This is a genomic window from Pseudomonas sp. (genome assembly GCF_048265905.1).
In the GTDB taxonomy this organism is placed as follows: domain Bacteria; phylum Pseudomonadota; class Gammaproteobacteria; order Pseudomonadales; family Pseudomonadaceae; genus Aquipseudomonas.
This window is the reverse complement of record NZ_JBLXAP010000001.1, coordinates 202,171-216,502: the sequence shown is the minus strand read 5'-3', so window position 1 is coordinate 216,502 and position 14,332 is coordinate 202,171. Positions and strand designations below refer to the sequence as shown.

Sequence of the window (14,332 nt, the reverse complement as noted above, 5' to 3'; positions counted from 1 at the left end):
CACCAAGTACTGAGAGGAAAGTCGATATGGCACGCATGACACCCAGCGAAGCTCTTGTTGAAACGATGGTCGCCAATGGCGTAACCGATATTTTCGGGATCATGGGCTCGGCCTTCATGGATGCGATGGACATTTTTGCCCCAGCGGGCATCCGTTTTATCCCGGTTGTGCATGAGCAAGGCGCCGGTCACATGGCTGATGGTTACTCGAGAGTGAGTGGCCGTCATGGTGTATGTATCGCGCAGAATGGCCCAGGCATCACCAACTTTGTAACCGCTATCGCCGCTGCCTACTGGGCGCACAGTCCTGTGGTTGTAATCACCCCTGAAACCGGCTCAATGAGTCAGGGGCTTGGTGGTTTTCAGGAGGCACAGCAGTTGCCGTTCTTTGAAACCATCACCAAGTATCAAGGGCATGTCGCAAACCCGGCGCGGATGGCTGAACTGACAGCGCGTTGCTTTGATCGCGCCATGCAGGAAAACGGCCCGACACAACTGAACATTCCGCGCGATTTCTTCTACGGCGATATCAACGTTGATATTCCTGCGCCGATGCGTATCGAGCGCAGCGCTGGCGGTGAGAACAGCCTCAGCGAGGCCGCGCAACTCTTGGCTGGGGCCAAGAACCCGGTGATTATCTCCGGTGGCGGCGTGGTGATGGGCGATGCAGTCGACGCCTGTAAGGCGCTGGCTGAATACCTTGGCGCGCCGGTTGTGAACAGCTATCTGCACAACGATTCATTCCCGGCCAGTCACCAACTGTGGTGTGGCCCGCTGGGTTATCAAGGCTCGAAAGCGGGCATGAAGTTGCTGTCGCGCGCTGACGTGGTTTTGGCTTTGGGTACGCGTCTTGGCCCGTTCGGGACGTTGCCGCAGCACGGTATGGATTACTGGCCAAAGCAGGCCAAGGTTATTCAGATCGATTGCGATCCGAAGATGCTTGGTCTGGTTAAAAAAATCTCGGTAGGTATTTGTGGTGATGCCAAAGCGGCGGCCGTGAACTTGCTCGCTCGCCTGCAAGATCTTGATGTGCTGTGCCTCGAAAACAAGGGCGCTCGCGCTGAAGAAATCGCCATGGAGAAAGCCAACTGGGAAGCTGAGCTGAGCGGGTGGATTCATGAGAAGGATGAATACTCGTTGGACATGATCAACGAGCAGAAAGGTGAGGACGGCAACTACCTGCACCCGCGTCAGGTACTGCGTGAGCTGGAAAAAGCCATGCCTGCTGATGCCATGGTTTCGACGGATATCGGCAATATCAACTCGGTTTCCAACAGCTACCTGCGTTTTGAACAGCCGCGTTCGTTCTTCGCCGCCATGAGCTTTGGTAACTGCGGCTATGCCTTGCCAACCATTATCGGTGCCAAAGTTGCAGCGCCGCATCGCACTGCGATTTCCTACGCCGGCGATGGCGCCTGGGGTATGTCGATGATGGAGGTTATGACCTGCGTTCGCGAGAACATTCCGGTCACTTCAATTGTTTTCCACAACCGTCAGTGGGGCGCAGAGAAGAAGAATCAGGTCGACTTCTACAACCGTCGCTTCGTTGCCGGTGATCTTGAGAACCAGAGCTTTGCGGGTATCGCGCGTTCGATGGGCGCCGAGGGTGTCACGGTTGATCGCCTTGAAGATGTCGGTCCGGCGTTGATCGCTGCGTGTGAAGCGCAAAAAGCAGGTAAGACCACGGTTATTGAAATCATGTGTACCCGTGAGCTGGGCGATCCGTTCCGCCGGGATGCGTTGTCCAAGCCTGTACGTTTCCTGGATAAGTACAAAGACTACGTATAAGCCGCGTCAGCAAAATGGTCTGCGCATTAAGCGTTGACCACTGTTTGTGAAGTCTCTGCAGCGGCGCCTTTGGGCGCCGCTGCAGTATTGCCAAACGGCTATCGCCAGTAAAATCAGTTGGAGATAAATTTATGTTGAGCACCATTGCGCATGAGTGCCCAGCGTTTCTGCTCAATCGGGCCAAGGCCTTGCCGCGGGTCGTCACCGCGGTGGCCAATCCGGTCAACTTGTTGACATTGAGCAGTGCCAAGCAGGCCTGTGATGAAGGGTTGATCGAGCCGATTCTGGTCGGTGATATCCGTCAGATACAGACGCTGGCAGAAGAGCTGGATTGGGACCTGCATGACCTGCGTTTGCTACAAGCAGGTGATGAGGCAGAAAGCGCCGCGATCAGTTGTGCGCAAGCGGGCAAGGGTGAAGCAGGGGCTTTGATGAAGGGCCATTTGCATACTGATACCTTGCTCCGCGCAGTGCTGAAACGTGATGCCGGACTGCGCACGGCAAGCCGGCTCAGCCACGTATTCCACATGACCTTGCCTGGCAGTGATAAGGCCCTGTCAATTACCGATGCAGTGATCAATGTGCAGCCTTCGATCATCGACAAAGTGCATATTGCGCGTAATGCCATTCAGTTGATGCACGCATTGGGGTACGAGTCGCCGCGCATGGCCATCCTTTCTGGCACTGAAGAGGTGAGCAGTAGTATGCCGTCGAGTCAGGATGCTGCAGAGTTAACCAAACTCGCGGCAATTGGCGCAATTACTGGTGCGCGAATTGAAGGGCCGCTGGGTTTTGACAACGCCATTTCGACAGAGGCGGCACGCATCAAAGGCATCAGCGGTCAGGTTAGCGGCAATGCAGATATTCTGCTGGTGCCGAACCTTGAATCGGGTAATTTCTTGTTCAAACAAATGGTTTATTTTATGAGTGCAACGGCTGCGGGTCTGGTTTTGGGGGCACGTGTACCGATTATTCTCACCTCAAGAGCTGACCCTCTGACGGCGCGGTTGGCCTCATGTGCGTTGTCGTCCATTTTCACAGATTACTCTACGCAAACCCTGAAACGGGCAGTCGCGGTTTAACCATTTAATGAGAGGCAATACCGATGGCTGTGCAACGCTACGGTTTTATTTTCAAAGCACCAGGTATGGATTTCCTGACCCATAATGGCCAGCTAGAATCCGACAGTTTTGCTGCGACGCTGTGTGGCGTTGCAGATGTCGATCAAGCCGTGATGGTGGCGCTTGAGCTGTTGACACGGCATGTGGAGTTAATTGAATTGTGCGGTGCGTTTAGCGCTGATGAAGTCGCGCAAATTCGTCTGGCGCTGCAAGATAAAATTCCGCTGGGTGTCGTGCAGTACAGCGCCGAAGATCGCCAGCGTTTGCAGCCGGCAGTCTCCTGATAGCTGGCCGCTAGGCGGGGCTCACTGCTCGCTCTGCCTGAGAGCGCCAGGCGCCCAACACTCGCCGTCGCCACCAGTCGCTGCCTTCAATTAACTGGCGAATCAAAGCCTGCTGCTGCGCATCGCCCGCAAATGTCAGAGGCCGAGGCAGAACGGGCAGGGTGTTGAGTTGCTCCTGACACGCCAAGGGCTGCTCGCTTACCAGCAGCGGTAATTGTGGGCACAGATAGAACAGTATCTGGCTGGTTTGCTTATGCATGCTCGGCGCTTCGAACAGGGCATGGCCGGCACTGTCGAGCAACTCTTGGGCCAACTCAAGCCCCTCACTGCCGTGACTCTGGCGAACAAGTTGCCAGCGCGGCATGAGTTCGCGGCGAATAAAACTGTCTAGCCGCGCAGCTAACTCATCCGTGCTTAAACCCTGCATATCCATGTCGGTGCAGAGGCCAAGAATGCGTAAGTAGGTCTTGTCTATCAACGTGCGGCCAGCGTTTTGCCAGTTGTATCCCGCAGCTTTATGCAGGTTGCCATAGAACAGCAAGAGCAACGAGTTTTCACTGCTGCGGTGATCATTACCGCCCGCAAACAGAGGATTGGGGTGTTGCCAGTGAGTGCATAAGTTGTCACTGATATGGATCAGGTCGCGATTATCCATCAGCATTTTGCTCTCGGCATTTTGGTTCTTTCTAGCAAGCTTGATTGTGCTGATGTCACGCACACCAATCTTAGGCTACAGCGCTGGAAAACCTTCAGCTAGCGCCAGCTTTGCACTTCTATTGGGCCAGTTGGGTTGGCCCCTAACAAGGGGCTGCAGTGGCCCTAATGTGTGGGGCCCGCTTTCACTAGCATCGGTGGTCAGTTATGAACCACAGGTGTAGGTGAAAAGATGACAACAAAACAACACCACACGATTCCTCCGGTGGCGATACACACAGATGGAGAGGATGCTGGGTCTGAATCCTGGTTAAGTCGACGTACTCAAAAATGCAAACTCATATTGCCTGGTTTGATTACCTCGGCGGTGGTCGGGGTGAGTGCCTCATTCCTTTCTGAACATTATGGTGCGCCCGTAATGTTGATGGCGCTGCTGTTAGGGATGGCTTTGGGTTTTCTGTCTGAAGAGGGGCGGGCAGTTGCCGGGATTCGTTTCACCTCAAGCACCATTCTGCGTATTGGTGTCGCGCTGTTGGGGATGCGTATCACCCTTGAACAAATCATGTCGCTGGGTGGCACCTTGCTGGCGGTGGTGATTGGTGGGGTGTTTTTGACCATGGCCTTTGGCGTAGGGCTGGCGCGTATTCTTGGCCAATCGCGGGACTTCGGCATCTTGAGTGGTGGCAGCGTCGGTATCTGTGGTGCCTCAGCGGCACTGGCGATTTCAGCGGTATTGCCGCAGGACAAAAACAGCGAACGCAATATCATCTTCACGGTCATCAGCGTTACCGCGCTAAGTACCATTGCAATGATTATTTACCCGCCCATTGCCCAGTGGCTTGGGCTTGATGCTCGCCAAGCTGGGGTTTTTCTCGGTGCGACAATCCATGATGTGGCGCAGGTAGTGGGCGCGGGTTACAGCATGTCTGATGAAACCGGTGACACTGCAACCGTGGTCAAGTTGCTGCGAGTAGCGATGCTGGTGCCTATTGTGTTTAGCTTGTCGCTGTTGTTGCGCAAACGTAGTAATGGGCCACGTACAGCGCTGCCATTGCCGCTGTTTATCATTTTCTTTGTGGTTTTCGTGGCTATTAATAGCAGCGGCATTACCACGCCAGCTATCCGTGAGTTTGCCGTGAGCGTATCCAGCTGGTGTCTGGTTACCGCGATTGCCGCGCTTGGGATGAAGACCTCGCTCAAATCATTACTCGAAGTGGGCTGGCGCCCGGCAACCTTACTGGTCAGTGAGACGCTGTTTCTCGCGACCCTGATTCTGCTCGCCGTACACTGGATGGGATAAGCACTGTGGATGGGATGAGCTCAGCGGATGGGATAGGCTCAATGGATTCATGACCCTGCAACTACACCTGATGTTCTTGGGCTGTGTGCTGCTTGCCACTTTGGCCCAGAACCTCACAGGATTTGCCTTTGGCTTGATCCTGCTGGGCATGGTTGCCTCCTTGAATTTGATCCCGCTGGGTGAAGTGGCAATTATTATCAGCATCCTGACTGTTGGTAATGCGCTGGTCAGCTTAGGTGGCCCTAAGCCTGAGTTGGACCGTGGTGTATTGATGCCCGTACTGCTCAGCAGCTTGCTCGGCGTGAGCCTGGGGATGTGGGGGCTAGGCGCACTCAACGATGCGCAAATGGCTTGGCTGCGGCTCTTGCTTGGTTGTGTGATCGTGTTGGGTAGCCTGTTGCTGGTGGTGCAAAGTAAGCCACAGGAACATCTTTCGCGGCTGCCAGCATTCTGGGTTTCTGGTGGGCTGTGCGGACTGCTTAATGGGTTGTTCTCCAGCGGCGGGCCTCCTCTGGTTTATCACCTTTATCGTCAACCGCTGGCGTACGAGGTGATCCGCAACACATTGATTACCGTATTTGCGGCAAATTCAGCTGCCCGCCTGGGATTGGTCATCGCACAAGGGCAAATGACCTTGCACATTGCCTGGTTAAGCCTGGAAGCGTTCCCGCTGGTATTTGTGGTGACTATCTTGATGCGCCGTTATCCACCCAAACTATCGCTGCGCACAGTGCGTTGGCTGGTGTTCTGCTTGTTGTTGCTGGCAGGTGGTGGTTTGATTTGGGATGCCTTACCGAGCGTATTGGTGGCTTTTGCTGGATCCCAATAGGCCAGCCCATGGCGTCATGTCATGGACTGGACAGCGTGCAAATCAACCCGCTTACTCTGCAGGCTCTTGGCCTAGGTCATTCAGTGCGTCGGGTTGGTTTTTAAAGGCCTTGGCAAAAATATCGCGGTTCTTAGCCATATAAATACCCAGTTCTTCGCCTTGAGCCTCATTGAGGCTCGGCACCGCTTTTTGCAACACATCGGTGAGCAGCTCTGCCAGCTCAAGCATTTTGTCATGACGGTCAGCTTCGGCTTTATCCATGAACAAGCGCTCCAAATCTCGACTGCTGCGGTACACCACTTCGACGGCCATTCATCACCTCTACGCCTTCACGCTAATTAATATGACTGGTTGTTTATACAGTGCTGCAAGCATAAAGAACTTGCGGCTGTTTGAACAGCAGCAATGCGTGCGCCAATCGCCAGTCGCGAGTTTATTTGGTCTGGCTAGCGATCATTGCGGATCGGGCCAAACTCAGTTGGCACCCATGCATAGGCATTGCCTTCATTGCGCACGTGACCAATGCCGGGGAATGGTAAGTGTGCGCCTGCGACCCAAAGCTTATCTTTAGCCGCTTCAGCAAACAGTTTTTTGCGCGTTTGCAGTGCTTGGGCGCTGTCGCTATCGAACTCGATTACCACTTCTGGTTTGCTGAATTGCACTGAATGGCTGTGCACGATGTCGCCCCAGACCAACAGTTTTTTCCCTTTGGAGCTAAACATATACGAGGTATGGCCCGGTGTATGGCCGTTGCTTGGCACCACGGTTACGCCTTCAGGCAATTTGCTGTCTGAGGTGAAATACTCAACGCGTTTAGCTGCTACATAAGGCGCGACCACTTTCTTGCTCAAGTCGAACCTGCCGCGTATAGCTTCTGGCGCTTTGGCCTGTTCAGCACTGCTCAGCCAATAGTCGGAGTCGCCTTTGGGCACATAGAGGGTTGCGTTCGGGTAAGTGGGTTTGTCATCGGCGGTGAGCAAACCGCATGCATGGTCTGGGTGCATGTGGGTCAGCAGCACGCTATCAACTTGCTCAGGTGAGTAGCCAGCAGCTTTGAGGTTGTCTGGAATATTACCCAATGCCGGGCTAAAGCATTTGGCTGCACCGGTATCGACCAGAATCAGGTTCTCTCCAGTGTTGATCAAGAAGGCGTTAACTGCCGTTTGTACACCATTACTCGACTCCAGAAACATCTTGGCCAGCAGGCTTTGAATGTCCTCGGCGCTGGCGCCTTTGAGCAGTTGCGTGCCGATATCGACATAGCCGTCATACAGCGCGGTGATTTCAAGATCACCCAGCACCATGCGGTAGTAGCCGGGAACCTGACTGAGTTGTTTTGCGACGGGGGCTGCGCTAGCGCTGGCGGGTAGCAGGCTGCCAATCAAGGCGCTGCTGGCAACTGTTGCAGCCAGCGCCGCATTGCGGGCGAACGATTGTAGTGTAGTCATTGCAATGAGTCCTTTTCGGGCGAGTGCATCAAGTGTTAGACGCTATTAGTGCGGTTTGTCCAGTGCCATTGCGTCTCGTTGTTCGAATTGCTCACGCTGTACCGACTTGGACTGTGCTTTGCTTGTGCCAAGGAGCGTCATTTGCTCTTGATTCTGCATACTTTTGTTCATGCAGAGGCTGTGGCATCTTTGTCACAGTCGTTAAGCACACTATCTGTAAGTGTTTTAGGGAGTTCTGGATGAAATGGGTCGATAGAAGCCGTGCGCAAATGCACAGAAGTGCCAATTCGGTTGGCAACTTTCTGGTCGAAGGCTTTCACTACCTGGGCCTGTTCGCAATTGGTGCCGTCACCGCTTGGGCGTCGATCATGGCGTTTATGGCGATGCTTGATAAAGGCCAGGCGAGTATTGATGACATCCTGCTGCTGTTTATCTATCTAGAACTGGGGGCGATGGTTGGCATCTACTTCAAGACCAATCACTTGCCAATCCGCTTTCTGTTGTACGTGGCGATCACCGCTTTAACCCGATACCTGATTGGTGATGTTTCGCACCACCGGCCGCCTGACATTGGGCTGGTGTATTCCTGCGCGGGGATTTTCCTGCTGGCGCTGTCGGTCGTTGCAGTCAGGTTTGCCTCGTACAAGTTTCCTTCAAGCAAGCCGATTGACTCAACGGGTGAGGTCATCACGAAAAGCACCAGCCAATAAGGTTCGACTAAGGTGTTGGTGGCTTAAGGTGTTAGAGGCTCAAGCAGCATCTGCAGGTCATCTTCAGTAAGCCGCCACTTCTCCTGACTGCCGCCGTCAAGGACTCCGCGAGCCAGGTTGGCTTTGGCTTGCTGCATGTGTTGGATTTTCTCCTCCACGCTGCCTCGGGTGATCATTTTGTAAACAAACACCGGCTTGTCCTGGCCAATGCGATAGGCGCGGTCGCTGGCTTGGGCTTCGCTTGCCGGGTTCCACCAAGGGTCGAAGTGGATCACCGTATCGGCGGCGGTCAGGTTCAGGCCGGCGCCCCCGGCTTTCAGGCTGATTAAGAAAATCGAGTGTTCACCGGCTTGAAACTGCTCGACCGGAGTGCGCCGATCTTGGGTGCTGCCGGTCAGTTTTACGTAGCTCACATCGCGTGCAATCAGTTCTGCTTCGATCAACGCCAGCATTGAGGTGAACTGCGAGAACAGCAGTACTTTGCGCCCTTCGGCAAATAGTTCTTCAAGCATGTCGAGCAGTGCGCTGAGTTTGCCCGAGTCGCTGCTTTTCAGTGATGTGTCGTTGTCATCAAGCAAGCGCAGGTCACAACAGGCCTGACGCAAGCGCAGCAGGGCTTCAAGGATTACAATCTGACTGCGGGCCAAGCCTTGGCGCGCGATTTCGGCACGTACTTTTTTATCCATCGCCAAGCGCAAGGTTTCATAGCGATCACGTTGTGCAGCGCTAAGATCAACCCAATGGGTAATTTCGGTTTTTGGCGGTAACTCACGGGCGACATCTTGTTTTTTACGGCGCAGTACAAACGGCTTGATACGCCCATGCAGGTGCGCCAGACGTTGCTCGTTGCCTTGCTTTTCAATGGGTGTGCGGTAGTCGCGACTAAAGCTTTTACTGTCGCCGAGCCAACCGGGCATCAAGAAATTGAACAGTGACCACAACTCACCCAGGTGGTTTTCCAGCGGTGTTCCGGTTAGACACAGGCGCTGGCGCGCAGCGATTTGTCCGGCGGCGAGGGCGGTTTTACTGCGCGGGTTTTTGATATTTTGTGCTTCATCAAGAATCAGCAGGTGAAACGTATGCGCGCTCAGGTTTTTTAAATCTCTGGACAGCAGTGCATAAGTGGTCAGCACTACATCGTGCTGATCAATCAGTGCGAACAGGCTGCGTCGCTTGCTGCCATGCAGCGCAAGCACATTAAGCGTCGGGGCGAAGCGGGCGGCTTCATCTTGCCAGTTCGGTATCAGGGTTGTCGGCATTACAATCAATGCGGGTTGCTGTAGGCGCCCAGCCTGTTTTTCGCTGAGAATATGGGCAAGGGTTTGCAGGGTTTTACCCAGGCCCATGTCGTCAGCCAGCAGGCCGCCCATTTCCAATTCACTCAGCGCTTGCATCCATGCTAGCCCTTGCACCTGATAGGGGCGCAGTTGGGCGTGCAGTTCGCTCGGTATTGTTGCCTCGAACTCAGGCAAGGCGTGTAAGCGGTGGGCGAAGCCACGCAGTTGCTCGCCGCCGTGCCACTCAAGTGCGGGGCCGTTGGCGAGCTGGGTGAGACGTGGTGCGTCGGCGCGCGGCAGACGAATCTGGGAGCCAATCTCGCCGGGTTCGCGAAAGAACAGCTCACCAAGGGTTGCCAGCATTGGTTTCAGTCGGGAGAAAGGCAGCGCCACGCGTTGATCAGTTTGCGTCAGGCTGACCAGCAGCATGTCTTCATCCTGACGCTGAGCGACGGCCTCGCCGTTAAGTAACCAAGGCGTGCGGCGAATAGCTTGCAGCAATACCGGTAACAGACTGATGCGTTGACCATCGACCTTGATGCCCAGCTCAAGGTCGAACCAGTCATGTTCGACCGATTCTTCGATCTCGGCATACCAATCGTCAATCTGCGCCAGATTGTAGTGAAAACCTGGTTGCATCTCGATTTTCCAGCCCTGTGCACTTAGCGCGGGCAAATGCTTTTCGACAAACCGCAGCCAACTGGCTTCGTTTGGCAGCTCAAAGTGTTCGCCCGGATGTTCACCCAGCGCTTCGCTCTGGCGCAAGGCAATGCTCAAGCCGAGGTCGGTCAGGCGCTTACGCAGCAGGGCTTCGGCCGTGGCATCACGGACCACACGCAGGTTTAAATCCGCTTGCTGGCGGACTATTAAGTCTTTGTCTTGGCGGCCGTAAGCCAGATGTCCTTGATAGTCGAATGCAAGTGCTGCGCGGTGTTGAGTCTGCTCCAACATACGGCCTTTGCGCGCGTCAAAATGTACCCGAGCGTGGCTACCCAGGCTCAATATGGGTTGCGGGGCTATGCCTTCTAGCCGCTGTTCGGCGATTTTCTGGCTTGGGGTTATCAGCGTGCTGTGGTCCACGGCAGATTTTTGTTGATGCTCAAGGGTCAGTAAGGCGGCTGCTACATGCTTGCAGTTATAGCTCACCGGGCAGGTGCAGTGACCATTAATGCTCCAGCCATGCGTGGTTGGAAACAGGTTGATGCGTTGTTGATAAGTTTGCCCAGAAGAACCTTTGCAGCTGGCGCGCAAGCTGTTGTCCGTTAGGTTTAGCAGTGTGCTGCGCATTTCCTCGGCATAGCCAAGCCCCCGGCGGAAATGCCCGGCATCGAAGGTAGAGCGCCAGTTATCCTGACTTAGATGCAGGATATTCAATGGCATTGCTGTAAGCCTGTTGGATGGTGCATCACCGCGCCATGAAATTAAGCAAAGCCGATGATTCTTGCACAGTTAACCGGGGTAATGCAGACCGTTGGGTCAAATAGTTTGCGCTAGAGGCATTCTGCAACCAGATATCGACAGCGGCACGCCCGCCGCAGTAATGCTCAGGGTTGGTGAGGTCGTGGGTTAAGAGTGATTTTGGGCGAAAAACCTTGTATTGCCGCGCAATTATCGGGCAAATACAGCACGGTACTGGCTGGGTGTTGCGTTAAACGCCTGGCGGAAGCGGTTACTAAAGTGACTGGCACTGGCAAAGCCACAGTTAAGCGCGACTTCTATCAGTGGCAGTTTGTTGTTGCGCAGCAACTGTGCGGCTAAATGCAGGCGTTGCTTGAGCACGTAGCGGTGCGGAGGTAAGCCAAAGCTCTGAGTAAACATGCGGGCGAAGTGGTATTCCGATAGCGCGCACATTCCGGCCAATAGGCCAAGACTCAGCGGCTGATCGAGGTGGCTGTCGATAAAATCGCGCAAACGCCTGCGCTGGGCTGGAGCCAGGCCACCACTGATTTTAATGCCTTCACGCTTACCCACTTGTGAGAGCAAGGCATGATCGAGCACTTGGTGAGCAATGCTGTTGATCAGCAGGCGTTCACCCGGTTCGTGCCAGTTCATCAGGCTGAGTTGGCGAAAGCGCTGCGCTTGCTCTGCATCATCGAGGAATGTGCCTTCGCGTAATTGCAGTTCTCGGGGTTCGCGGTCGAGCAAACGCACTGCCGACAGGGCAAAGTGTTCCTCGCTTATATACAGGTGAGCCAGATTGATTTCACCGTTTATCACCCAGTTTGAGTGGTGCCCGGCTGGCATTACGCAGAGTTTGTCTGGCGCACCTTTGCTGTCTGGTCGGTCGCGGCGAAAAGTGCCCGTGCCGCCAGCGAGATAGCACGACAAGGTATGGTGAGTTGGCGCTTCGTAGTTGCGTGCATCATGGCTGTTGCTCCACAAAGCAGCGGCCAAGCCATCGCCCAGCTCGGCACTGTGGTGCAAGCGCGCGTTGGGCGATTGCCCCATTGCGTGGAATACCTGACTTTCTTCGAGTTGCGCCATACACCTGTCCTCTAGCTCGAACATGCTACCCCTACACATGTCCTTTTCCAGCCCCCTAAGGTGAAAAAAGCGCAAGATTATGCAAGTCGCAATCGCCAGAGGTTGCTGCTGGGTCAGTTGGGTGCGCGCGATCAAAAGCGCAACTTTGTGCAAGCGATCGCGCTAGATCGAGCACACACTCGACTCATCTATTGGGAGTATGTGATGAACCTGTCGCTGTATTTGATGACTGTGCTGATCTGGGGCACCACTTGGATTGCCCTGAAAATGCAACTGGGTGTGGTGGCGATCCCGCTATCAATTGCCTATCGATTTGGCCTGGCGGCTGCAGTGTTGTTTGCGATTCTGCTGATTAGCGGGCGCTTGCAGAAAATGGATCGGCGTGGGCAATTGATCTGCCTGGTTCAGGGGCTCTGCCTGTTCTGCGTCAACTTTATGTGTTTTTACACAGCTAGCCAGTGGATTCCAAGCGGCTTGGTTGCGGTTATTTTTTCAACAGCCACGCTGTGGAATGCACTGAATGCACGGCTGTTCTTCAAGCAAAAAATTGCAGCCAACGTATTGGCCGGCGGTGCGTTGGGTTTGTGCGGCCTGGGCTTGTTGTTCTGGCCGGAACTGGCTGGGCATGAGGCGAGTCGTGAGACCTTGCTGGGTATTGGCTTGGCTGTGATCGGTACGCTGTGCTTCTCCGCTGGAAACATGCTCTCAAGCCTGCAACAAAAAGCCGGTTTGAAACCGCTTACGACCAATGCCTGGGGTATGCTTTATGGGGCAATGATGTTGTTGGTCATCTGCGTTGTCACAGGTACGCCGTTCACCTTTGAGGCCAACAGCCGCTATATAGGCACGCTGTTGTACTTGGCAATTCCGGGGTCGGTGATTGGCTTTACCGCATACCTGACGCTGGTTGGGCGCATGGGGCCGGAACGGGCCGCTTACTGCACTGTTTTGTTCCCAGTGGTGGCATTGAATATCTCGGTTTTTGCCGAAGGCTACCAATGGACCACACCTGCGTTACTTGGCTTGGTGTTGGTAATGCTGGGTAACGTTCTGGTATTCCGTAAGCCCAAGGCGCCCGTAACCGCAGTGGCTGTTGCGCGCTAGCTCATGGTGTTGCCAGGCACCTGCAATGCAGGTGCCTGGGTGAATGTAGAGCCAGGAAACCAAGCTACTGTGGATTAGCGCTTTGGCGCGGAATCAGGCAAGCCGCGAGCAGCACCGGGTAGCACAGGTAATGTAACCAAAACAGGATGTGGCCTACGTTTCCGGGCTCATCTTTAAGGTGCATCATGCCCAGCAGGCCCAAATAGAGCAGGCCGAGCACTGCCGCATAAATACCGACGATCGCCCAGTATTCGCGTGGCTCGGGCAGACGTTGATTGCGCCACTGAAATACCGTTCGCAGGATCAGCCCAACGGCCACGGCAATCAGCAAAGTGGCGGGCAGGCCGCCGAGTTTGAGTAGGGCGCGCACCGCCACGTTGAGTATGGCGACGGCTGCAACGGCACCGAAGGCGTAGTTGCGTAGATTCATCAGAGTGTCCGGTTGAGGCCAAAGCGCTTCATCAGACCCTTTTCGAGTAGTGCTTTAGGCAGTATGTTCGCCAGCAACGGTAACATATGACTGCCGTTACCCAGCCGTATAAGACGTGGACGCTTGGCGCTCTGCACGGCAGCCAGCACGTTGCGGGCAAAGTGGGTGGCGGGCGTTGGATTGTCTTGCGAGGCGTTGGCCCGAGCGCGGATACCTTCACGTAAAGGCCACCAAGGCGAGGCTTCAGTAATGAGTTGCTCCGCTTGTTGGCTGGCATTCGCGCCAAAGCTTGAAGCAATCGCCCCGGGTTGAACTTCCATCACCTCAATAGAGAAGGGTGCAAGCTCCAGACGCAACGCATCGGTTAGCGCGTGCACCGCTGCTTTCGAGGCGCAATAAGCGCCTGCGAATGGAGTGACAAGTACACCCGAGACACTGCCGATGTTGACCACCAGACCTTTGTTGCGGCGCAACAAGGGGAAGAGTGCGCGGGTGACGCTGACAATTGAGAAAACGTTGGTTTCAAATTGCTGGCGCATTGCTTCAGCTCCGCCATCTAACAGCGGGCCCATCGCGCCGTAACCGGCATTGTTGATCAGCACATCGAGGCCGCCAATCTGTTCGCCGAGACGTACACCAAGCTGCTCAACGGCCACTGCATCATTGACATCAAGTTGCACCGCGATAAACCCGGCAGCGCTGAGCGCCTCCAGGTCAGACTCTTTGCGTGCGGTCGCCCAGACTTTGTAGCCATTTGCTTGGAAAGCGTCGGCCAAGGCGCGCCCAATACCGCTGGAGCATCCTGTGATTAATGCAGTGAACTGGGTCGTCATAGCGCTATCCTGAGCTGAGTTAACGATTGGCTCAGAATAAGCCAATGTCGGTTCACAAACCTATGGAGTCT

Annotated in this window: 14 protein-coding genes; 7 read left to right on the top strand and 7 right to left on the bottom strand. The window is 54.8% G+C overall.

The window, feature by feature from the left end:
- Positions 1–26: 26 nt before the first annotated feature.
- The 3 genes from xsc (at position 27) to ACN0UH_RS01005 (ending at position 3,192) form a co-directional block, all read left to right on the top strand.
- Positions 27–1,787, top strand: a complete 1,761-nt coding sequence (gene xsc / locus ACN0UH_RS01015; RefSeq protein WP_417660305.1) for a sulfoacetaldehyde acetyltransferase — start codon at positions 27–29, stop codon at positions 1,785–1,787.
- A gap of 131 nt (positions 1,788–1,918) precedes the next feature.
- Positions 1,919–2,869, top strand: coding sequence for a bifunctional enoyl-CoA hydratase/phosphate acetyltransferase (locus tag ACN0UH_RS01010; RefSeq protein WP_417660304.1), 951 nt, complete (start codon positions 1,919–1,921; stop codon positions 2,867–2,869).
- 23 nt (positions 2,870–2,892) lie between these two features.
- Complete coding sequence (locus ACN0UH_RS01005) at positions 2,893–3,192, top strand: DUF6506 family protein (RefSeq protein ID WP_087517869.1); 300 nt, start codon at positions 2,893–2,895, stop codon at positions 3,190–3,192.
- A gap of 10 nt (positions 3,193–3,202) precedes the next feature.
- Here ACN0UH_RS01005 and ACN0UH_RS01000 read toward each other — a convergent pair whose 3' ends face one another.
- Entirely contained in the window at positions 3,203–3,847 is a 645-nt protein-coding gene (locus tag ACN0UH_RS01000) for a hypothetical protein (protein WP_417660303.1), read from the bottom strand.
- A gap of 231 nt (positions 3,848–4,078) precedes the next feature.
- Between ACN0UH_RS01000 and ACN0UH_RS00995 the strand changes: the two genes are divergently transcribed.
- Positions 4,079–5,146, top strand: a complete 1,068-nt coding sequence (locus tag ACN0UH_RS00995; RefSeq protein WP_417660302.1) for a YeiH family protein — start codon at positions 4,079–4,081, stop codon at positions 5,144–5,146.
- A 49-nt stretch (positions 5,147–5,195) separates the two neighbouring features.
- Positions 5,196–5,975 (top strand): TSUP family transporter, encoded by a 780-nt coding sequence (locus tag ACN0UH_RS00990; protein ID WP_417660301.1) that lies wholly within the window; start codon positions 5,196–5,198, stop codon positions 5,973–5,975.
- Between the two features lie 51 nt (positions 5,976–6,026).
- On the opposite strand, the gene ACN0UH_RS00985 is transcribed toward ACN0UH_RS00990, so the two are convergent.
- Both ACN0UH_RS00985 and ACN0UH_RS00980 read right to left on the bottom strand, forming a co-directional pair.
- Positions 6,027–6,287 (bottom strand): YebG family protein, encoded by a 261-nt coding sequence (locus ACN0UH_RS00985; RefSeq protein WP_417660300.1) that lies wholly within the window; start codon positions 6,285–6,287, stop codon positions 6,027–6,029.
- A gap of 134 nt (positions 6,288–6,421) precedes the next feature.
- A complete protein-coding gene (locus tag ACN0UH_RS00980; RefSeq protein ID WP_417660299.1) occupies positions 6,422–7,423 on the bottom strand; it encodes an MBL fold metallo-hydrolase in 1,002 nt (333 codons plus the stop codon).
- A 239-nt stretch (positions 7,424–7,662) separates the two neighbouring features.
- Here ACN0UH_RS00980 and ACN0UH_RS00975 point away from each other — a divergent pair, with 239 nt between their 5' ends.
- Entirely contained in the window at positions 7,663–8,133 is a 471-nt protein-coding gene (locus ACN0UH_RS00975) for a phosphate-starvation-inducible protein PsiE (RefSeq protein ID WP_417660298.1), read from the top strand.
- 23 nt (positions 8,134–8,156) lie between these two features.
- Here the strand turns inward: ACN0UH_RS00975 and ACN0UH_RS00970 are convergent, their stop codons facing one another.
- Positions 8,157–10,790 (bottom strand): DEAD/DEAH box helicase, encoded by a 2,634-nt coding sequence (locus ACN0UH_RS00970; protein WP_417660297.1) that lies wholly within the window; start codon positions 10,788–10,790, stop codon positions 8,157–8,159.
- Positions 10,791–11,018: 228 nt separating this feature from the next.
- Positions 11,019–11,894 carry a helix-turn-helix domain-containing protein gene (locus tag ACN0UH_RS00965; protein WP_417660296.1) on the bottom strand — a complete coding sequence of 292 codons (876 nt, stop codon included), beginning with the start codon at positions 11,892–11,894 and terminating at the stop codon, positions 11,019–11,021.
- Between the two features lie 204 nt (positions 11,895–12,098).
- On the opposite strand from ACN0UH_RS00965, the gene ACN0UH_RS00960 reads away from it, so the two are divergent.
- Positions 12,099–12,998: a DMT family transporter gene (locus ACN0UH_RS00960; protein WP_417660295.1), complete on the top strand. Its 900-nt coding sequence runs from the start codon at positions 12,099–12,101 to the stop codon at positions 12,996–12,998.
- Between the two features lie 64 nt (positions 12,999–13,062).
- On the opposite strand, the gene ACN0UH_RS00955 is transcribed toward ACN0UH_RS00960, so the two are convergent.
- Both ACN0UH_RS00955 and ACN0UH_RS00950 read right to left on the bottom strand, forming a co-directional pair.
- Entirely contained in the window at positions 13,063–13,428 is a 366-nt protein-coding gene (locus ACN0UH_RS00955; RefSeq protein ID WP_417660294.1) for a hypothetical protein, read from the bottom strand.
- Positions 13,428–14,261, bottom strand: coding sequence for an SDR family oxidoreductase (locus ACN0UH_RS00950; RefSeq protein WP_417660293.1), 834 nt, complete (start codon positions 14,259–14,261; stop codon positions 13,428–13,430). The genes ACN0UH_RS00955 and ACN0UH_RS00950 overlap by 1 nt, the downstream gene beginning before the upstream one ends.
- Between the last annotated feature and the right edge of the window lie 71 nt (positions 14,262–14,332).

Coding starts and splice junctions, on each gene's coding strand:
- xsc (WP_417660305.1), top strand. CDS start 27: ATGGCACGCATGACACCCAGCGAAGCTCTTGTTGAAACGATGGTCGCC.
- ACN0UH_RS01010 (WP_417660304.1), top strand. CDS start 1,919: ATGTTGAGCACCATTGCGCATGAGTGCCCAGCGTTTCTGCTCAATCGG.
- ACN0UH_RS01005 (WP_087517869.1), top strand. CDS start 2,893: ATGGCTGTGCAACGCTACGGTTTTATTTTCAAAGCACCAGGTATGGAT.
- ACN0UH_RS01000 (WP_417660303.1), bottom strand. CDS start 3,847: ATGGATAATCGCGACCTGATCCATATCAGTGACAACTTATGCACTCAC.
- ACN0UH_RS00995 (WP_417660302.1), top strand. CDS start 4,079: ATGACAACAAAACAACACCACACGATTCCTCCGGTGGCGATACACACA.
- ACN0UH_RS00990 (WP_417660301.1), top strand. CDS start 5,196: ATGACCCTGCAACTACACCTGATGTTCTTGGGCTGTGTGCTGCTTGCC.
- ACN0UH_RS00985 (WP_417660300.1), bottom strand. CDS start 6,287: ATGGCCGTCGAAGTGGTGTACCGCAGCAGTCGAGATTTGGAGCGCTTG.
- ACN0UH_RS00980 (WP_417660299.1), bottom strand. CDS start 7,423: ATGACTACACTACAATCGTTCGCCCGCAATGCGGCGCTGGCTGCAACA.
- ACN0UH_RS00975 (WP_417660298.1), top strand. CDS start 7,663: ATGAAATGGGTCGATAGAAGCCGTGCGCAAATGCACAGAAGTGCCAAT.
- ACN0UH_RS00970 (WP_417660297.1), bottom strand. CDS start 10,790: ATGCCATTGAATATCCTGCATCTAAGTCAGGATAACTGGCGCTCTACC.
- ACN0UH_RS00965 (WP_417660296.1), bottom strand. CDS start 11,894: ATGGCGCAACTCGAAGAAAGTCAGGTATTCCACGCAATGGGGCAATCG.
- ACN0UH_RS00960 (WP_417660295.1), top strand. CDS start 12,099: ATGAACCTGTCGCTGTATTTGATGACTGTGCTGATCTGGGGCACCACT.
- ACN0UH_RS00955 (WP_417660294.1), bottom strand. CDS start 13,428: ATGAATCTACGCAACTACGCCTTCGGTGCCGTTGCAGCCGTCGCCATA.
- ACN0UH_RS00950 (WP_417660293.1), bottom strand. CDS start 14,261: ATGACGACCCAGTTCACTGCATTAATCACAGGATGCTCCAGCGGTATT.